Here is an 18270-nt window from a genome sequence, read left to right as displayed (position 1 = left end):
TTCTAGATGGCTTTTTTCGCTTGAATTCATAGAACTTTTTTAAACTCCCTTATATGCTTTACGGTAAATTTCTGCCAATTCTGTTACTAAAGGAAGCTTAGGGTTAGCAGTGGTACATTGGTCTTCAAATGCTTTATCTGCGAGGTAGTCAACCTTGCTTTCGAAAGTATCAGCATCAATATTATTTGCTTCAATACTCATTGGGATTTCAAGCTCTTTTGCAAGGCGAATAATTGCTTGAACAAGGCTTTCAACTCCTTCTTCCGTGGTATTCGCAGGCAGTCCAAGGGTTCTTGCAATTTCCGCATAACGCTTATCTGCAACAAAATGTGAATATTTCGGGAATGCTGTAAACTTATTCGGTTTGGCAGCATTATAGCGAATGACATGTGGCAGTAATATTGTATTTGCACGTCCGTGAGCGATATGGAATTCTGAGCCAAGCTTATGGGCAAGGCTATGATTGATACCAAGGAAGGCATTCGCAAACGCCATACCAGCAATCGTTGAAGCATTATGCACCTTTTCACGTGCTAATTCATCACTGCCATTTCGATAAGCTCTAGGCAGATATTCGAATACAAGCTGGATTGCCTTCATCGCAAGGCCATCTGTATAATCATTCGCCATACAAGAAACATAAGCCTCAATCGCATGAGTCAATACGTCCATTCCCGTATCTGCCGTAATATGTTTAGGCACAGTCATTACAAACTGTGGATCAATAATCGCTACATCTGGTGTTAATTCATAATCGGCGAGCGGATATTTAATATTTGCTTCTTTATCGGTAATAACTGAGAATGACGTAACTTCGGACCCTGTTCCTGAGGTAGTTGGAATAGCTACAAATTGTGCCTTCTCACCTAACTTAGGATATTTTACAATTCGTTTTCGGATATCGAGAAATTTCTGTTTTAACCCAAAAAATTCTGTTTCTGGATTTTCATAAAATAGCCACATACCTTTGGCAGCATCCATCGCTGAGCCGCCGCCAAGGGCAATGATTACATCAGGCTGGAATTTAGCCATCATTTCGGTGCCCTTCATAACCGTTTCAATGGATGGATCTGGTTCTACCTCTGAAAAAATTTCACAATGAACATAATCAGGGCGTTTTCTTAAATAATAAAGTACCTTATCAACATAGCCTAGTTTCACCATTCCAGGGTCCGTTACAATAAATGCTTTAGAAATTTTCGGCATTTTAGCTAAATACTGTGTTGAATTTTTCTCGAAATAGATTTTGGACGGAACTTTAAACCATTGCATATTAACATTCCTTTGGGCTACTTTTTTAATATTGATTAAGTGAATCGCACCAACGTTAGTGGAAACAGAATTTCCACCGTATGAACCACAGCCAAGTGTTAGTGAAGGCATATAAGCATTGTAAATATCACCAATGGCACCCTGTGAAGATGGGGCATTGACAATGATACGTCCTGCTTTCATCCGGTAGCCATACTGCTTAACAACATTTTGGTCCTGGGAATGGATGACTGCAGAATGTCCTAAACCGCCAAATTCCAACATTTCTTCTGCTCTATTTAGGCCTTCTTCAAGACTGCTGACCTTGTAACACGCTAGGACTGGGCTTAATTTTTCTCTTGATAGCGGGTATCCTGGTCCGACGCCTTTTAATTCAGCGACAAGGATTTTTGTGTTTTCGGGAACGGTTACTCCTGCCAATGCAGCAATTTTACTTGCAGCCATTCCAACAATATTCGGATTAACGGCACATGAAATTTCATTAATAACTAATTTTTCAACTTTTTCTTTTTCTTCTTCATTTAAAAAGTAACAATTATTTGCAATCATTTCATTTTTGACTTGAGAATAAATTTCTTGATCAATAATAACTGCCTGTTCAGATGCACAAATCATTCCATTGTCAAAAGTCTTTGATAGAATTAAGTCATTCACTGCTTGATGGATATTGGCTGATTTCTCCATATAGCATGGAACATTTCCAGGTCCAACACCGAGGGCTGGTTTACCAGAGCTATAAGCGGATTTGACCATTCCTGCACCGCCAGTTGCAAGAACCATAGATATCTTTGAGTGATTCATCAGTGCTTGTGTAGCCTCAATAGATGGCGTTTCAATCCATTGGATGCAATTCTCAGGAGCGCCTGCCTTTATCGCTGCATCCCTAAGGATTCTTGCCGCCTCGCTGCTGCATTTTTGTGCGGATGGATGGAAGGCAAAAACAATTGGATTTCTCGTTTTTATTGATATAAGCGCCTTAAACATAGTTGTCGATGTTGGATTTGTTACTGGTGTAACACCTGCGATTACACCAACTGGTTCTGCAATTTCAATGATTCCTTCGTGTTCGTTTTCGTTTACAATACCGACTGTTTTATCATATTTGATATTATGATAGACATATTCAGTTGCAAACATATTTTTAATGATTTTATCTTCATAAACGCCTCGTTTGGTTTCCTCAACAGCAAGTTTTGCAAGCTGCATATGCTGATCAAGGCCAGCCAAGGCCATTTGCTTCACAATAGTATCAATCATTTCTTGGTCAAAGCTGCGGAATTCTTCTAAAGCTTTTAGTCCATTTTCCACCAAGGTATCCACCATTGTAGTTACACTTTGTATATCCTTGCTCATTTTTTCTGCCACTGCCATTTTAATTCCTCCCATTACTTAAAGATTTGTGAAATATTTCACAAGTATTTATAAAAAAATAATTACAAACAGAATATATATGACTTACATTGTTACTCGCAGACAGGGTTACGTGGTATCTTTTCAAAGGATATGTCAGTAAGGACCTTTGAATATTTTTTTACAATGATGACAAAGTTTACTGTCCATATATAACTTGGAATGTTTTCATTGTCTTTGAACATCATTGCCTCAAATTCATCACCAACAGTATCTTCGAACGTTTCTTGTGTATACGTTTCAGAATCTGTTGAAAAGGATTTCCATTCACATAGCATCATGTCATATCACTCCTTGTGCTCTTTATAAATTTATAATAACACCGATTTTGGATAAAAGTTTGTGAAATATTGAACAAACATTGAAATATTAACAATTATATCAAAAATGGTCCTTTTTACCTAAGTGGAGGACAGGAGGCAAAAAAAAACAGCCCAATTGATGGGCTGTTAGTTATCTTGTTTTTCTTTATCGAACCAAAGCAGTTCTTGATCTTCTTCATCGCCATTATAGTTGATAAGAATCTCATCGCCTGCTTTAATGTCTTTGTATGCAAAAAAGTCAAAGGTATGGTTTGGAAAATTTATCTCATAAGTTGCATTTGGCTGGTAGGAATGATTAAAGAGCATGCCATAACCTAAGAGAAGGCATGTATGGTTGATCCCATATTCAAATGCATAATCAGCAAGCAATGTTTTTTCAATGTGTTCATGCTCCGCATTTGGATAGGCGATAACGGGTGCTTCATGGATCAGTTCGCCTTTTTTTATATCACGTGTTGCGAAAACGCCTCTATTGAACTCCCCATCGCTGAGTGTTGATATTTTTATTTCTATCATGATCGTCACCTACATTTACTTTCTTTGAAATCAATTATCCTTTTAGTTTGACAGGTAATTGCATTGAAAGCAACCGTTTTCGGTTAACTCGCATGATAGTATGTCTAATAGGCTCAAAATTTAATCAGAACTGATCGTAATATGTTCGAATTTTGATACCTTAAACAAGCCTTTGTCCGTAAGTTTTAGTTCCGGAATGACAGGAAGAGCTAAAAAGGAAAGAGTTAAAAAGGGATTAAAATGACTGTTTGCTCCAATCTTTTCGAGAGCTATATGAAGGCTATTTAGACTCACATATACTTCCCGGTAAGGGCGGTCAGACATTAATCCTGCAATGGGCAATTCTAATGATGCGAGGATTTGGCCATCTTTAATGACAATCATCCCGCCCTGCATTTTTTTAATTGTGTTTGCTGCTAGTACCATATCACGATCATTGGTGCCAGCGATAATGAGATTATGTGAATCATGGGCAATGGTGGTGGCAATAGCACCACTTTTTAACCCTAAGCCTTTGACAATTCCTAAACCAATTTGCTTGGTCATATGATGGCGCTCAATTACGGCTAGCTTTAATTGATCAGCCGTAATTGAGGTCTGGAAGAGTCCTTGATCACAGAGATCCACTTCTTCCGCAATATGCCGTGTGATAAGGCTGTTAGGAATGATTTCGATGATATTAGCTTTTTTAGAGGATAAAGGAATATTTAAATTACTTTCCACGATATCATCAAAATGGACTGACTCTTCCAAAGCATTCTTATGATTATTACTACCATCAATTATCAATTTTCCATCTTGGACGACTGCCATTCCATCCTTGTATACTTGTGATATTCTGATTGTTTCCAGGTCATCCACGAAGGAAAAATCTGCTTTGTAACCTGCAGCGATTGCTCCCTTTTCTTGAAGCCCGAAACATTCAGCGGCATTGATGGTAGCCATTTGAATAGCGGTTATAGGGGATAGTCCTTCTGCAATCGCCAGCCTTACGTTGTGATCAATGCTGCCCTCTAGCACAAGGTCATCTAAATGCTTGTCATCTGTAACAAATAAACATCTGCGGGAATTGTACTGATTTACAACCGGAATCAAATTGCGTAAATCCCTTGCAACAGTACCCTCACGAATCATTAAATACATTCCGCTCTTAAGGCGCTCTTTAGCTTCTAAAGCTGTGGTACTTTCATGGTCTGTCACAATACCAGCAGCCATATACACATTCAAATCTCTCTCAGACAATCCCGCGGCATGGCCATCGACTTTTTTGCCAAATCGTTTCGCATCAGATATTTTATTCAGCATATCATCCTCAGCATGAAGGACTGCAGGAAAATTCATAACTTCTGCTAATCCCAGGACTCGTGGATGTTGATAAAAGGGTTTTAAATCCTCCGCTTTTAAAATTGCACCTGAGTTTTCAAAGTTTGTGGCTGGAACACAAGAGGGAAGCATAATATAAAAATCGAAAGGAAGGTTTTCTGAAGAATCGAGTATATACTGAATACCTGGAGCACCTAAAACATTCCCGATTTCATGGGGATCTGCTATAACTGTCGTAACTCCATGAGGAAGAAGGACTTTAGCGAATTCACTTGGTGCCACCAAGGACGATTCAATATGAACATGACCATCAATGAAGGCAGGAAGTACATACCGTCCGTTTGCATCCACAGTATGCTTTCCTTCATATTTTCCGACACCTGCGAAATATCCATCTACAATTGCGATATCACCTTCTATTATTTCTCCGTTAAACACATCAATAATCCTGCCATTTTTAACAACGGTATCCGCAGGTTCTTTTCCTGAAGCCACTGAAATTCTTCGGGTTAATTGATTTCTTTCCATTGCTCAACACCCTCTAACTATGAATTAGTATTCTACTTTATTCTTTGAGTTTTCCCATGTTCGAAAAGGAATATCACCATTGTCAGGAAAAAGTTGCTTCATGGGTATTTTTCGAAATTCCATTGGTAATTCAAGTTGCTCATAAATGAACTGATCATCAAACCCTATCTTGGCCGCTTCCTGTTTTGTGCAAGCATAATAAACAGCCTTCGGTCTCGCCCAGTAAATAGCACCAATGCACATTGGACAAGGTTCACAGCTCGTATAGATTTCACAATCTGTCAGTTGAAAATCCTTTAAATAGCTGCAGGCCGCGCGAATGGCTTGGACCTCCGCATGTGCAGTTGGATCGTTAGAGGAGGTTACTTCATTACGTCCAACCCCAATTATTTTTCCATCCTTCACCACAATGGCTCCAAATGGTCCACCGTGATTGGTTAGGACATTCTGAAGTGCTTCATCGATTGCTTTTTGCATAAAATGAAAATCTGACATGTAACCTCTCCATTCTTTCGTATATTTTTATTCATATCTATATAACCTGAACTACATTATTCTCTAATACACATAGAATTTCTTTCTTGTTGTAAGGTTTGTTGTCATACTTTTTATGGCACGACTCTTTAAAAAACTATGGTAGATTATATGTCACTTATGTGGATACTATTTCGGCATTTGGGTAGTATAGGGAAAAAATGGCTGGACGAGTTTGCTAATCATTAAGAGCTGACACCTAATCGGACCCATTATGTGAGATTAATAAAAATTGAGAAAGAACAGTAGATGTATTTTTAAGAAATCTAGAATATATATAGTTTTAACAGTAAGACAGCTGTATGGCAGACCAGCTGGAAGGGAGAGGTGAGGCATGGGTTTAAATTGTGAGGAAGTAAATCAAATGAACAGGAAGGAGTTTATCCAAAAAGTAGGCTGGGTGTTTGAGCACTCACCGTGGGTGGCTTCGGCTGCGTGGGAAAATATCCCTTTTGAATCTCGTGAACACCTACTACAAACGATGATAGACATTGTTCAAAATGCGGAGGAAACTATGCAGTTAGCATTACTGCGTGCTCATCCAGATTTAGGAACAAGATTACAAATGTCTGAGATTTCTCAAAAAGAACAAGCTGGTGCAGGGCTTGATCATCTCACGAAGGAGGAATTTGAGGACTTTGTTTCCCTCAATCAGCAATATGTACAGAAATTTAATTTTCCCTTTATTATGGCCGTGAAAGGTCAGAGTAAAGAAAGTATCCTTGCTGCAATGAAGCGAAGGGTTCATAACTCTTACGATGAAGAGTTTAACATCGCTTTACGTGAAGTGTATAAAATTGCAGGGTTTAGATTGAATGATATTTTCGTAGGATGAAGCCTTCATGATGACCGAAATCCAAAGAAAATAAGAAAAGTGGTAACCATGAACTTTTATATTAAGCCTTTCAAAAAACAAAAGGAGGCTACGTATATGAAAAGAACGATGAGCTACGGAAAAGCAGATGTTTGGGTTTATCGGACCTACGCTAAGCCGTTAACGGGAATTCGCTCTATTCCTGAGTCCACCTTCACCGGCCGAAAAAACATTCTGTTTGGCATGAATGTAAAAGTCGCTGTAGAAGGTGAAGCATTTTTTTCCTCATTTAAAGAAGGCGATAATACATTAGTGGTCGCAACGGATTCAATGAAAAACTTCATCCTCAAGCATGCAGGAGATTATCAGGGTGCGACACAAGAAGGATTCCTTGAATTTGTCGCCCACCGCTTTCTTGAAACCTATTCCCATATGACAGGCATCAGCATCTCAGGAGAACAAATTTCCTTTGAAGAGCTTCCTGTTCCCACAAATGGTACCTTTGAACCAAGTCCGCTCGTATTTCGATATTCATTAAATGAACAGGCTGGTGCCACTGTTGAGGTAAAACGTAATAAAAGCGAAACCATCACTGCCAATCAAGTAAGCAGTTTAAAGGGTCTGAAATTGATTAAGGTAAAAGGGAGCTCGTTCTATGGCTACGTGAAGGATGAATATACAACTTTGCCGGAATCCTTTGATCGCCCGCTGTTTATCTTTTTAAATATTGATTGGCATTATAACGATCTCGAGGATGCAAGAGGAAATACAACTGATGGCTATGTGGCAGCAGAGCAGGTAAGAGATATAGCTTATACGGTCTTTCATGAGGAAAACTCTCCCTCCATCCAAAATCTGATTTACCGAATCGGTACTAGAATCCTAGAACGTTTTCCACAGTTAGCGGAGGTTCGTTTTGAATCGAATAACCGTACATGGGAAACCATCCTGGATGAAATTCCTGCTTCGGAAGAAGGGAAAGTATTTACTGAACCCCGCCCCCCATATGGATTCCAATGTTTTTCAATGAACCGTGATGACCTCAAGGAGGACCCTAGTAAATGACAGGGAAGCTGACAACGCATGTCCTCGATATAAGCATAGGAAAGCCAGCTAGCGGTGTGTTAGTGGAGTTAGTACGTGTTGGTCCAAATAAAGGGATAGAAACGATCCGATCTTTCTATACGAATGAAGATGGCAGATTAAACCACCCCCTTTTGGAAGGGGAATATATGAAAAAAGGTGTCTATGAACTTCATTTCCATGTTGGAGACTATTACCGAAATCGAGGAGCATCCACTGAAAATCCCTCGTTCCTAGACTGTGTGCCTGTACGATTTGGTATTTCAGAACCGGCTTCCCATTATCATGTGCCGCTTTTGATTTCACCAGGAGGGTATAGTACTTATCGAGGGAGTTAGGAGGGAAAATGAACACAGAACTTTGGGTGAAAAATGGATATGTTTTTACGAGTGAAGGCTTTCGATTTGCTAGTATAAAAATAAAAAATGGCATAATAGAGGCTCTATATGATAGTGAAATCGAACCACAAAAAGAATACGAGAACAATTTTATAGATGCTTGTGGTTGTCTAGTGGTACCAGGATTTATCGATTCGCATGTTCATTTTAACGATCCGGGCCGGACGAATTGGGAAGGAATTGAGACCGGCAGCACTGCCGCAGCCATTGGTGGAACCACCACTATTTTTGATATGCCCTTGAATTGTTCCCCATCCGTGACAAACGTGAAAAGTCTACAAAATAAAAGAGACTATTTAACCTCCAAGTCTTTTATTGACTATGCACTATGGGGCGGCATGACTGGCAATAACGTTCAAAATAAAGCAGAACTAGCTCAAATGTCTGAGGGAATTATTGCCTGGAAGGCATTTATGTCAGATAGCGGCATCGATGACTTTCCCTATGTCGCACCAGATCAATTAGAACAGGCAATGAAGATTGCTGCAGAACAAAATAAAATCCTCGCTCTACATGCAGAATGGCAAGAGGAGATTAATAGTCTTACCACATTTTATAAAAATCAAAATAACATGAATGAACGAATGGCTTTTCTCGCCAGCAGGCCAATATCTGCAGAAGAAAAGGCTGTCAGCTCAGCACTAGAGTTAGCTGCAAAATATGATACGACAATCCATTTGGTTCATATTAGTTCGCCAAAAGTAGTTGAACTGATTCAACAAGCAAAGAAAAGTGGAATGAACGTTACCGTTGAAACCTGTCCCCATTATTTAATTTTTGATGAAAAAGATTTCCTGAAAACAGGTGCCATTCTTAAATGTGCACCGCCGCTCCGACCACGGGAAGAAGTAGAAGGATTATGGGAATGTATCACCAATGGCTGGATTGATACAATTGGCTCCGACCATTCGCCCTGTCTCTATTCCATGAAAAACACTGATTCCATTTGGGATGCATGGGGTGGAATTCAGGGGGTGCAATTTACTTGGCTTGCATTACTGGATGGGGCATTGAAAAGGAAAATCCCACTTAAAGAGTTACTCCCATTGGGCACTGCTAATGTGGCTGATCGTTTTGGAATATCAGAGAATAAAGGAAGAATTCGCCCTGGATTGGATGCGGATTTGGTCTTGATTTCTTTGGATGAAACAACGTTTGTCGCCCAGCCTTCGATTGCTTTTCGAAATAAATATTCTCCCTATGAAAATAGAAATTTTTTGTTAAAAGTAAAGAAGACCATTTTACGAGGAAAAGTAATTTATGACGACCAAACAGGGGTACCGGAAGAAAAGTATGGTCAATATATTCAGTCAAGGAAGTGAATTTATGGGTCAATACCCCATTAGTCTAGAAGAGGCAATTGAGTGGTTAGCTTCATTTGGGGGAGAGCCAGATGGAGGTGTAACTCGGACACTTTATTCCCAGCCTTGGAAAGAAGCCCAGCAAGCCTTGAAGGGATGGATGGAGGATGCAGGGCTGCTAACAAATTATGATTCTATTGGAAACTTATTCGGGAGATTGCCTTCGCCTCATCACAATGCCAAGACAATCCTTATTGGATCACATGTCGATACCGTTAAATCAGGTGGTAAATATGATGGCGCATATGGAATTATAGCTGGAATAATGGCTTTAGACTTTTTAAAAGAGAAGTATGGACAGCCAGCCATTAACCTTGAGGTGGTTTCATTTTGTGAAGAGGAAGGGAGCCGCTTTCCGTTGGCATTGTGGGGCTCAGGCATGATGACTGGTCTATATTCTTATAAAGATATTGTGGATATTAAGGATTCAGAGGGAATTATCTTTGAAACAGCCATGATGGCTGCTGGATTTAGAAATTCTGAATATAGGGTCCGAAAGGATATTCAAACCTTTATTGAACTACATATCGAGCAAGGACCCACCCTTGAAAAAGTAGAAAAATCAATCGGCATAGTAAAAGCCATTGTTGGTCAAAAAAGGTTTCGAATTACTGTAAATGGAGAATCCAATCATGTTGGTACAACCTCTATGAAATGGAGACGAGATGCTCTTCACGGAGCCGTCAACATGATTCATGACTTATATGAAATTGCTAAAAAATACGATGAGGATCTAATAACAAGTGTTGGACAGCTATTTGTAGAACCCAATGTACCCAATGTAATTCCTAATCAGGTTCAGTTTACAGTGGATGCGAGACATCCCAACGAAAGTGTTTTACGTTCCTTTTGTCAGCAATTTAGTCAGCAATTTCAAGAGCACGCTAAAAAAAGGGATCTGAGTATCCATGTGGAAATGTGGCATGAAGTTCAGCCAGCCCAGATGGATAACAAGCTTAATGAAATCATTCAAAATATCTGTACTAGCAGCGCTATTTCCTTCTATAGAATGAATAGCGGTGCGGGTCATGATGCTCAGTTGTTTGCACGAGTTTGCCCAACGACAATCCTATTTGTACCCAGTCAGGGTGGTAGTAGTCATTCTCCACTCGAGTATACTTCAACAAAAGATTTAGAAACAGGTTTAGAGGTACTCATACAATTATTACATCAATTAGCGTACAACCGCTGAGGAGGATATTATGAATCGGGATAAAGTAAGGCTAATACAGTGGATAGAGGACCATGAGGAAGATTTAGTCCGTTTTTTGAAAAAGTTAGTGCAAATACCATCCGATAACCCGGCTGGTGATTGTTTACCAATTGCCACCTCTTTAGAGAAACAGCTTCAGGAACTTGGGTTTGAAAATGTGTCTCTCCTTGAAGTAGAAGAGGAGTCTGTGAAGGCGAATGGAATGATTAGTCTGGCTAATGTCCTAGCTACCTCTGTATTTGGCGATGGAGAAGGGACAAATGTTGTATTAAATGCGCACGGAGATGTGGTTCCTCCTGGATTAGGGTGGAGTGTAGACCCATATGGGGGAGAAATTCATGATGGAAAAATGTATGGACGGGGAGTGGCTGTGTCAAAGTCTGATATTGCTGCTTATACCTATGCAGTGCTTGCTTTGAACCAGGTTAAAGAACAGCTATCCGGGAGAGTAGACCTTGCTTTTACGTTTGACGAAGAAACAGGGGGAGAAATAGGTCCTAAATGGCTCATTGACCAAGGGCATATTAAACCTGATCAAGCCATCGTAGCAGGTTTTACCTATTCGGCTGTTAACGCGCATAATGGCTGTTTACACTTTGAAATCAAAACAACTGGAAAGTCAGCACATGCTGCCCTCCCTCATACTGGAATAGATGCGATTGAGGCGACGTCTAAAATCGTAAATGCTTTATATGATTATCGGAAAACACTTGCAGAAAAAAAATCATCAGTACAAGGCATAGACTTTCCAACTCTGAATGTGGGACTCATTTCAGGAGGAATTAATACGAATGTGGTACCAGATGAGTGCACCATAAGGGTGGATCGGCGATTAATCCCAGAAGAGGACTTTGTTGCTGCAGAAGCTGAATTTAGAGAACTCGTTCATCAAGCGGTAGCAGGCATTTCTGGGATAAAAATAGAGATAAGAAAAATTCTTCATGCAAAAAGCTTTGGACCAGTTCCGGAGAATACTCCATTGGTTCAATCGTTGGCTGAAAATTGGAAATTGGTCTTGAATGAGGAGGGTGAGTTACCTGTTCACGGAGTACCGTTATATACAGATGCTCGCCACTTCTTTGCAGCAGGAATTCCCACGATTATGTTTGGAGTTGGACCAAAAGTGTTAGAAGAGGCAAATGGACACCGGGCAGATGAAAATATTCGCCTTACTGATTTACAGGCTGCTACCAAAATCATTGCTTCTACGCTTTATGATTTATTAGCAGGAGGAAAATCATGAAATTAACCCAGCGCGAGCAGGAAAAATTAATGATTGTTGTCGCGGCAGACTTGGCAAGGCGTAGGAAGGACCGCGGATTGAAATTAAATTATCCTGAAGCGATCGCCCTCATAACCTATGAAATTATGGAGGGCGCTAGAGATGGAAAAACCGTTGCCCAGTTGATGAGTGAAGGGACAACAATCTTATCCACCGATGACGTGATGGAAGGGATACCGGAAATGATTCGAGATATTCAGGTAGAGGCCACATTCCCGGATGGCACAAAGCTCATAACCGTTCATGAACCGATTCGGTAAAATGCTAGTTTAATAGTAAAGGCGGAGAATTGCATGATTCCTGGAGAATATGTATTAAGACATGAGCCTATTGTCTGTAATCAAGGAAGACCAACTTCTAAGGTGCTGGTACTAAATAAAGGGGACCGTCCTGTACAAGTAGGTTCCCATTTTCATTTTTTTGAAGTGAATAGATCTCTCCAATTTGAACGCTCGGAAGCATATGGAAAACACTTAAATATTCCGGCAGGGACTGCTGTCCGATTTGAGCCGGGTGATGCAAAAGAGGTAGAGCTGGTTCCATTTGCAGGTAAGCGTGAAGTTTATGGTCTAAATAATAAAACCGATGGTCCATTGGAACCGAAAAAGGGGGACCCGACATGAGTTTCAAAATGTCTAGAAAACAATATGCAGACATGTTTGGTCCTACTAAGGGGGATGCCATTCGACTAGCTGACACCGATTTATTTATAGAAATTGAAAAGGATTATACCATTTATGGGGATGAAGTGAAATTTGGCGGCGGTAAAGTTATTCGTGACGGGATGGGACAGCATCCGCTTGCTACACGTGCTGATGGGGCACTCGATGCGGTAATCACCAATGCAATTATTGTTGATTACACAGGAATTTATAAGGCAGACATCGGGATTAGAGATGGCAGAATTTCAGGAATTGGAAAAAGCGGTAATCCACTAGTTATGGATGGGGTGGATATGGTTATTGGGGCATCAACAGAAGTGATTGCAGGCGAAGGAATGATTGTCACCGCCGGAGGTATTGATGCCCATATCCATTTCATCAGTCCTCAGCAAATTGAAACAGCTTTATCCTCTGGGATTACGACAATGATTGGAGGAGGCACTGGTCCTGCTACTGGTACCAATGCGACGACTTGTACTCCCGGTGAGTGGAATATTCACCGGATGCTGGAAGCAGCAGAAGAATTTCCGATGAATCTTGGTTATTTAGGAAAAGGTAATTCCTCATCTGAAGCACCGTTAATCGAGCAGGTGAATGCAGGTGTCATTGGGCTTAAGCTCCATGAAGACTGGGGGACGACCGCCTCAGCTATTGATCACTGCTTACGGGTGGCTGATCAATTCGATGTCCAAGTTGCCATCCATACCGATACCTTAAATGAAGGCGGGTTTGTCGAAGATACGCTGGCTGCCATTAATGGAAGGGTCATACATACTTACCATACTGAAGGGGCTGGGGGAGGACATGCCCCTGATATTATTAAAGTTGCAAGCTACCCTTATATTCTTCCTTCCTCAACCAATCCGACACGTCCTTATACTAAAAATACATTAGATGAGCATTTGGATATGCTCATGGTTTGTCATCACTTAGACCCTGATGTACCAGAGGATATCGCTTTTGCTGACTCGCGTATACGTAAAGAGACCATCGCGGCAGAGGATATTCTCCATGACATGGGCGTATTCAGTATGATTAGTTCAGATTCGCAGGCAATGGGTCGTGTCGGTGAAGTGATTACAAGGACCTGGCAGACAGCAGATAAAATGAGAAAACAAAGAGGGAAATTGCCTGAGGATACAGGTATTGGAGATAACTTCCGTGTGAGGCGATACGTCGCTAAGTATACCATTAACCCAGCAATTACCCATGGGATTTCCGATGAAGTTGGTTCCATTGAGATTGGGAAACTGGCTGATTTGGTGATTTGGGATCCAGCTTTTTTTGGTGTTAAGCCTGAGATTGTTATCAAAGGTGGCATGATTGCTCACAGTTTGATGGGAGACCCAAACGCTTCGATCCCTACTCCACAGCCTGTCTTGTACCGTCCGATGTTTGCTTCCTTTGGAAAAGCAAAATATTCAACCTGTATTACCTTCTTGTCAAAAGCGGCGATTGATCTTGGTGTTCATGAAAAATTGGGGCTGAAAAAACAAATCAAACCTGCACATGGGACCCGTCAACTTTCAAAAAAGGATATGAAGCTCAATGCTGAAATGCCCAAAATTGAAGTAGACCCGCAAACATATGAAGTCATCGTGGATGGAGAACTTGTAACCTGTGAACCTGCAGAAGTACTGCCGATGGCACAGCGTTATTTCTTATTTTAGGAGGAGCGAAGCTATGATTATTACTGAGATCATTGGAAACGTGGACGATATCTCGTCCGCGGGCAGGCATATAGAAAGAGTTTATTTATCAAGTGATGACTTAGTAAAACGAATACAGCGCGTGACAACAGATCATGGAAAAGAATTGGGAATTCGCTTAATGGAGCCCAAAGATTTACTCAACGGAGATATTTTATACATGGACGAACGAAATATGATTGTCGTAAGTGTAACGAGTGATGACCTTCTCGTGCTTCGTCCTTCAAGTATAAAGCAAATGGGTGAAATCGCTCATCAACTGGGCAATCGCCATCTACCTGCACAGTTTGAAGAAGAGGAAATGCTCGTTCAATATGATTATCTCGTTGAGGAGTTGCTCGTCCAATTAGAGATTCCTTATACAAGGGAAGAAAGAAAAGTAAAAAAGGCATTTCGACATATCGGTCACAGTCATGGATAGTCAGCTTTTAAGCTTACTGCAATTAGGGGATTCAAATTTTCCATCGGGAGCTTTTTCTCATTCCTTTGGATTAGAAACCTATATTCAGGACGAAAGTGTCCATAATAAAGAAACATTTTTTGAATGGATTCGGATTTATTTGGATAAACAACTAGCCTATACCGATGGCTTAGCCTGTCGCTTAACCCTTGAGGCATTAATGAATCAAGATGTTGCTGAGATTTGGAACCTCGATCGAAAATTGTTTGTGCAGAATATGCCGGAAGAAACCAGGCAGGCGAATCGACGGATAGGTGAAAGACTAGTGGTAATGGGAATTGATCTCTATTCCATTCCATTATTAGAAGAATATTTGAAAAAAATACGTGCAAATGAAGCTTTTGGACATCCTGCTATAGCCTTTATGCTCATCTGCCATTTTTTAAAGATTGATAGAAACCAAGCCATTTTAACCTTCTTATATTCTACGATAGCCACACTTGTTCAAAATGGCGTTCGAGGAATCCCTCTTGGTCAGACAGCCGGTCAACGGATTCTACTTGAAATACATCCAGTCTTGTTGAAAACAGTTAAAAGGATTGAAGCCTTTGAGGTAGATGATTTTGGAGCCGTTGCGCCAGGAATTGAAATTGCTCAAATGCGCCATGAAAAGCTGCATGTCCGATTGTTCATGTCGTGAAATTTAATTGAAAGAAGGCGAGAAGATGGAACCAGTACGGATAGGAATTGGCGGACCAGTAGGAGCAGGAAAAACAATGCTGGTCGAGCGATTAACGCGATCCTTAAATGATGAATTTAAGATGGCGGTTGTAACCAATGACATTTATACAAAAGAAGATGCGCAGTTTCTGATGAAAAACAGTGTTCTGCCTGCTGATAGAATAATTGGAGTTGAGACTGGCGGATGCCCGCATACTGCCATTCGAGAAGACGCGTCGATGAATTTTGCGGCCATTGAGGAATTAAAGGCAACTCATACGGACCTTTCGATTATCTTTGTTGAAAGCGGTGGCGATAACCTGGCTGCCACCTTTAGTCCAGAGCTTGTTGATTTTTCTATTTATATCATTGATGTTGCCCAAGGGGAAAAAATTCCTCGCAAAGGCGGACAAGGAATGATTAAATCTGATTTGTTTATTATCAACAAGATAGATTTAGCTCCGTATGTCGGAGCCAGTTTGGAAGTAATGGAGGAAGATACGAAGGCCGCAAGAGGGAAGAAGCCGTATATCTTTACTAATTTGAAAACAGATAAAGGGCTAGATCTCGTCGTAGATTGGCTCAAGAAAAATGCTTTATTGGCAGGATTGGGGTAAGTGATTACTCCAACAGGATATTTAAGACTAGCCGCAGTGAGGAAAAAAGAGAAAACCATTTTTAAAGAAACCTATTCAGAGGGAGCTTTTAAAATAACCAGGCCAGTATATTTGACTTCAAGCGGCGAGGCGTATGGGTACGTGATGAATCCTGGCGGAGGCTATGTTGATGGGGATTCTTATAAGATTTCTATTGTTTTAGAAGAGGAGGCGGAAGTTTTGTTAACAACACAATCCTCCACGAAAATTTATAAAACAAGGACAAAGGCAGCTATTCAAGAGATGGACATTCATTTGAAAAAGGGAAGTCTCTTAGAATATCTGCCAGATCCAGTTATTGCTTACCAGCATGCATGTTTTAAGCAGAACATGATTGTTCAAATGAACAAAGGTGCTTCGCTGGTTTGCTGCGATATTTTTACACCGGGCTGGGCCCCGGATGGCACTCTATTTCGCTATGACTTACTGCAATCGAAGATGGAAGTCTATTTGGAACAGCAGCTTGTTATGTTTGATCATATCAAACTAGAACCAGATGAGGATATGACGGGAATAGGCTATATGGAGGGATATACGCATTTCGGTACGATGATTATCATTGATGAGCGGGTGAATAAAGCATTTTTAGAAGAACTCCATGACCTTTTAGAGCCTCTGATTGAAATCAGAATCGGTGTCTCCATGCTGGCGGTTCCGGGGTTTGCATTAAGAGTACTTGCAAACTCTACACAGGCTATAGAACATATACAAAGTGTTACCCACGAACTCATCAGGAAAAAAATTCTTGGGAAAGAACCTGTCTTTTTACGAAAATATTAAAGTGGGAAAATGGTGTGGCACGTATAATAGTAATATGGCACGTAAACTAAAAAACAGCACGTAAAATCTTAGGAAGTTCAAAGAGCCAACGTATGATGTTGGCTCTCTGGCATTAAAACGTATGTGCTAAATCTTTAGCCCGCGCGATAGCGTTTTCTTTGATTTCCTGGGCTTTGTCAGGCATTGCATTATGCCCTTCAACAAATAAGCCTTCAAAGGATGGCACACCATAGAATTGCATCATAATATCCAGGTAGCGGTGACCCATCTCCATTGCTGCAGCAGGTCCTTCGGAATAGATACCACCGCGGGCTTGAATATGAAGAGCTTTCTTATCTGTTAAAAGGCCAATCGGACCTTTTTCGGTGTATTTGAAGGTTTTGCCTGCTACTGATACTGCATCAAGATAGGCTTTCATCACAGGTGGAAAGGAAAAATTCCATAATGGAGTGACGAATATATATTTATCAGCAGAAATAAATTGCTCACTAAGCTCCGAAAGCCGGCCGACTTTTGCTTTTTCTTCTGCGGAGAGCTCATTAAAGTCCGTTCCTGACCGAAGCTTCCCCCAGCCGCTAAAGACATCAACATCAATATGTGGAATATCCTCTTTGTAAAGGTCCAAATTAATAATTTCATGATTTGGATTCGCTTCTTTGTATGAGTCAATAAATGCTTTACCTACTGCCATACTGTAAGACTGGGTATCATCATGAGGATGAGCTGTTATGTACAATACTTTTGTCATTTTCGTATCGATCCTTTCTGTATCTAGCATGCATTCTAGTTTGTGCATTGAATGTAAGTTTATGCAGATACAAAATCAGAAAAAAACCAAAAATAAAAGGAATTTGCGTTTGGCAAATTCCTTTTATTTTTAGTTATTATTTTCGCTGAAGTAAGGGTTTCCACTAATGTTTGCACGCATTTCGTCCGTTAATGTGAATTGCGCATTTGCTGTTGAATTACTTGTGGAAATTTCATTGTTTTGAATACTTCCATCATAATGAATTGGTCTATTTGTCATAGGTATATCCACCTCCATTAATATAGTGTATACATAATTCTACTATTTATTTATCACGATTAATAGGTAATTTATAATATTCTAAATGTTATTTATAATGGTAATTATTTACTATATAAGTGCTAGTAATTGGTATTTACTTTTCCTTATTTAACCTTTATTTGATATTTATGATAAAATTTTTTAAAAAGGCTATGTTAAATTGGGCTGTTGATTTGTGCTCCACTAAGGAATGCTTCTTCGAATAATCACCGCAGGG

General features: G+C 40.3%; 20 protein-coding genes. 13 read left to right on the top strand and 7 right to left on the bottom strand.

Translation table 11 applies throughout. The features are described 5' to 3' along the window. Nucleotides 1-39: 39 nt before the first annotated feature. The 5 genes from adhE to CHI06_RS26345 form a co-directional block, all read right to left on the bottom strand. A complete protein-coding gene (adhE, locus tag CHI06_RS26365) occupies nucleotides 40-2643 on the bottom strand; it encodes a bifunctional acetaldehyde-CoA/alcohol dehydrogenase (RefSeq protein ID WP_095251618.1) in 2604 nt (867 codons plus the stop codon). Between the two features lie 92 nt (nucleotides 2644-2735). Beyond that, nucleotides 2736-2963 carry a hypothetical protein gene (locus CHI06_RS26360; protein ID WP_095251617.1) on the bottom strand — a complete coding sequence of 76 codons (228 nt, stop codon included), beginning with the start codon at nucleotides 2961-2963 and terminating at the stop codon, nucleotides 2736-2738. Nucleotides 2964-3131: 168 nt separating this feature from the next. Next, nucleotides 3132-3521: an SET domain-containing protein gene (locus CHI06_RS26355; RefSeq protein ID WP_142301025.1), complete on the bottom strand. Its 390-nt coding sequence runs from the start codon at nucleotides 3519-3521 to the stop codon at nucleotides 3132-3134. Between the two features lie 120 nt (nucleotides 3522-3641). Continuing rightward, entirely contained in the window at nucleotides 3642-5372 is a 1731-nt protein-coding gene (ade, locus tag CHI06_RS26350; protein WP_095251615.1) for an adenine deaminase, read from the bottom strand. A gap of 24 nt (nucleotides 5373-5396) precedes the next feature. Further along, on the bottom strand, nucleotides 5397-5867 hold the full coding sequence (locus CHI06_RS26345; RefSeq protein WP_095251614.1) for a nucleoside deaminase: 471 nt from the start codon (nucleotides 5865-5867) through the stop codon (nucleotides 5397-5399). A gap of 373 nt (nucleotides 5868-6240) precedes the next feature. On the opposite strand from CHI06_RS26345, the gene uraD reads away from it, so the two are divergent. The 13 genes from uraD to CHI06_RS26285 all read left to right on the top strand — a co-directional run bounded on the left by uraD (nucleotide 6241) and on the right by CHI06_RS26285 (nucleotide 16984). After that, on the top strand, nucleotides 6241-6741 hold the full coding sequence (gene uraD / locus CHI06_RS30830; protein WP_257009469.1) for a 2-oxo-4-hydroxy-4-carboxy-5-ureidoimidazoline decarboxylase: 501 nt from the start codon (nucleotides 6241-6243) through the stop codon (nucleotides 6739-6741). Between the two features lie 96 nt (nucleotides 6742-6837). Beyond that, the gene (gene pucL / locus CHI06_RS30825; RefSeq protein WP_257009468.1) at nucleotides 6838-7785 is read left to right on the top strand and encodes a factor-independent urate hydroxylase; all 948 of its coding nucleotides are present in this window, start codon (nucleotides 6838-6840) and stop codon (nucleotides 7783-7785) included. Then, nucleotides 7782-8141 (top strand): hydroxyisourate hydrolase, encoded by a 360-nt coding sequence (gene uraH / locus CHI06_RS26335; RefSeq protein WP_095251613.1) that lies wholly within the window; start codon nucleotides 7782-7784, stop codon nucleotides 8139-8141. The genes pucL and uraH overlap by 4 nt, the downstream gene beginning before the upstream one ends. 8 nt (nucleotides 8142-8149) lie before the next feature. Continuing rightward, nucleotides 8150-9523: an allantoinase AllB gene (gene allB, locus CHI06_RS26330; protein WP_095251612.1), complete on the top strand. Its 1374-nt coding sequence runs from the start codon at nucleotides 8150-8152 to the stop codon at nucleotides 9521-9523. Continuing rightward, complete coding sequence (locus CHI06_RS26325) at nucleotides 9462-10754, top strand: M20 family metallo-hydrolase (RefSeq protein WP_257009467.1); 1293 nt, start codon at nucleotides 9462-9464, stop codon at nucleotides 10752-10754. The genes allB and CHI06_RS26325 overlap by 62 nt, the downstream gene beginning before the upstream one ends. Nucleotides 10755-10764: 10 nt before the next feature. Then, nucleotides 10765-12018, top strand: a complete 1254-nt coding sequence (locus tag CHI06_RS26320; RefSeq protein WP_095251610.1) for an ArgE/DapE family deacylase — start codon at nucleotides 10765-10767, stop codon at nucleotides 12016-12018. Next, the gene (locus CHI06_RS26315) at nucleotides 12015-12317 is read left to right on the top strand and encodes an urease subunit gamma (RefSeq protein WP_095251609.1); all 303 of its coding nucleotides are present in this window, start codon (nucleotides 12015-12017) and stop codon (nucleotides 12315-12317) included. Before CHI06_RS26320 ends, CHI06_RS26315 begins: the two co-directional genes overlap by 4 nt. A gap of 33 nt (nucleotides 12318-12350) precedes the next feature. Further along, nucleotides 12351-12680, top strand: a complete 330-nt coding sequence (locus tag CHI06_RS26310) for an urease subunit beta (RefSeq protein WP_095251608.1) — start codon at nucleotides 12351-12353, stop codon at nucleotides 12678-12680. Next, complete coding sequence (gene ureC / locus CHI06_RS26305) at nucleotides 12677-14389, top strand: urease subunit alpha (protein ID WP_095251607.1); 1713 nt, start codon at nucleotides 12677-12679, stop codon at nucleotides 14387-14389. Before CHI06_RS26310 ends, ureC begins: the two co-directional genes overlap by 4 nt. 13 nt (nucleotides 14390-14402) lie before the next feature. After that, on the top strand, nucleotides 14403-14849 hold the full coding sequence (ureE, locus tag CHI06_RS26300; protein ID WP_095251606.1) for an urease accessory protein UreE: 447 nt from the start codon (nucleotides 14403-14405) through the stop codon (nucleotides 14847-14849). Beyond that, nucleotides 14842-15528, top strand: a complete 687-nt coding sequence (locus tag CHI06_RS26295; RefSeq protein ID WP_095251605.1) for an urease accessory protein UreF — start codon at nucleotides 14842-14844, stop codon at nucleotides 15526-15528. The genes ureE and CHI06_RS26295 overlap by 8 nt, the downstream gene beginning before the upstream one ends. A 25-nt stretch (nucleotides 15529-15553) precedes the next feature. Further along, nucleotides 15554-16165, top strand: coding sequence for an urease accessory protein UreG (gene ureG, locus CHI06_RS26290; RefSeq protein WP_095251604.1), 612 nt, complete (start codon nucleotides 15554-15556; stop codon nucleotides 16163-16165). Next, nucleotides 16166-16984 (top strand): urease accessory protein UreD, encoded by an 819-nt coding sequence (locus CHI06_RS26285; protein WP_095251603.1) that lies wholly within the window; start codon nucleotides 16166-16168, stop codon nucleotides 16982-16984. A gap of 112 nt (nucleotides 16985-17096) precedes the next feature. On the opposite strand, the gene CHI06_RS26280 is transcribed toward CHI06_RS26285, so the two are convergent. Together CHI06_RS26280 and CHI06_RS30080 are read right to left on the bottom strand one after the other, a co-directional pair. Next, nucleotides 17097-17732, bottom strand: coding sequence for an FMN-dependent NADH-azoreductase (locus tag CHI06_RS26280; RefSeq protein WP_095251602.1), 636 nt, complete (start codon nucleotides 17730-17732; stop codon nucleotides 17097-17099). A gap of 129 nt (nucleotides 17733-17861) precedes the next feature. Continuing rightward, the gene (locus CHI06_RS30080; RefSeq protein ID WP_179292791.1) at nucleotides 17862-18011 is read right to left on the bottom strand and encodes a hypothetical protein; all 150 of its coding nucleotides are present in this window, start codon (nucleotides 18009-18011) and stop codon (nucleotides 17862-17864) included. Between the last annotated feature and the right edge of the window lie 259 nt (nucleotides 18012-18270).

Source organism: Bacillus sp. 7884-1 (assembly GCF_002272245.1).
GTDB lineage: Bacteria > Bacillota > Bacilli > Bacillales > Cytobacillaceae > Neobacillus.
The sequence above is the reverse complement of the archived record's forward strand: the minus strand, read 5'-3'. Positions and strand labels throughout refer to the sequence as shown.

Excerpts from the sequence above, each read along its gene's own strand:
- CHI06_RS26325 (WP_257009467.1), top strand. The coding sequence starts at position 9,462 with ATGACGACCAAACAGGGGTACCGGAAGAAAAGTATGGTCAATATATTC.
- uraD (WP_257009469.1), top strand. The coding sequence starts at position 6,241 with ATGGGTTTAAATTGTGAGGAAGTAAATCAAATGAACAGGAAGGAGTTT.
- adhE (WP_095251618.1), bottom strand. The coding sequence starts at position 2,643 with ATGGCAGTGGCAGAAAAAATGAGCAAGGATATACAAAGTGTAACTACA.
- ureC (WP_095251607.1), top strand. The coding sequence starts at position 12,677 with ATGAGTTTCAAAATGTCTAGAAAACAATATGCAGACATGTTTGGTCCT.
- allB (WP_095251612.1), top strand. The coding sequence starts at position 8,150 with ATGAACACAGAACTTTGGGTGAAAAATGGATATGTTTTTACGAGTGAA.
- CHI06_RS26295 (WP_095251605.1), top strand. The coding sequence starts at position 14,842 with ATGGATAGTCAGCTTTTAAGCTTACTGCAATTAGGGGATTCAAATTTT.
- CHI06_RS30080 (WP_179292791.1), bottom strand. The coding sequence starts at position 18,011 with ATGACAAATAGACCAATTCATTATGATGGAAGTATTCAAAACAATGAA.
- CHI06_RS26320 (WP_095251610.1), top strand. The coding sequence starts at position 10,765 with ATGAATCGGGATAAAGTAAGGCTAATACAGTGGATAGAGGACCATGAG.
- CHI06_RS26280 (WP_095251602.1), bottom strand. The coding sequence starts at position 17,732 with ATGACAAAAGTATTGTACATAACAGCTCATCCTCATGATGATACCCAG.
- ureE (WP_095251606.1), top strand. The coding sequence starts at position 14,403 with ATGATTATTACTGAGATCATTGGAAACGTGGACGATATCTCGTCCGCG.
- pucL (WP_257009468.1), top strand. The coding sequence starts at position 6,838 with ATGAAAAGAACGATGAGCTACGGAAAAGCAGATGTTTGGGTTTATCGG.
- ureG (WP_095251604.1), top strand. The coding sequence starts at position 15,554 with ATGGAACCAGTACGGATAGGAATTGGCGGACCAGTAGGAGCAGGAAAA.
- uraH (WP_095251613.1), top strand. The coding sequence starts at position 7,782 with ATGACAGGGAAGCTGACAACGCATGTCCTCGATATAAGCATAGGAAAG.
- CHI06_RS26310 (WP_095251608.1), top strand. The coding sequence starts at position 12,351 with ATGATTCCTGGAGAATATGTATTAAGACATGAGCCTATTGTCTGTAAT.
- CHI06_RS26355 (WP_142301025.1), bottom strand. The coding sequence starts at position 3,521 with ATGATAGAAATAAAAATATCAACACTCAGCGATGGGGAGTTCAATAGA.
- ade (WP_095251615.1), bottom strand. The coding sequence starts at position 5,372 with ATGGAAAGAAATCAATTAACCCGAAGAATTTCAGTGGCTTCAGGAAAA.
- CHI06_RS26345 (WP_095251614.1), bottom strand. The coding sequence starts at position 5,867 with ATGTCAGATTTTCATTTTATGCAAAAAGCAATCGATGAAGCACTTCAG.
- CHI06_RS26360 (WP_095251617.1), bottom strand. The coding sequence starts at position 2,963 with ATGATGCTATGTGAATGGAAATCCTTTTCAACAGATTCTGAAACGTAT.
- CHI06_RS26315 (WP_095251609.1), top strand. The coding sequence starts at position 12,015 with ATGAAATTAACCCAGCGCGAGCAGGAAAAATTAATGATTGTTGTCGCG.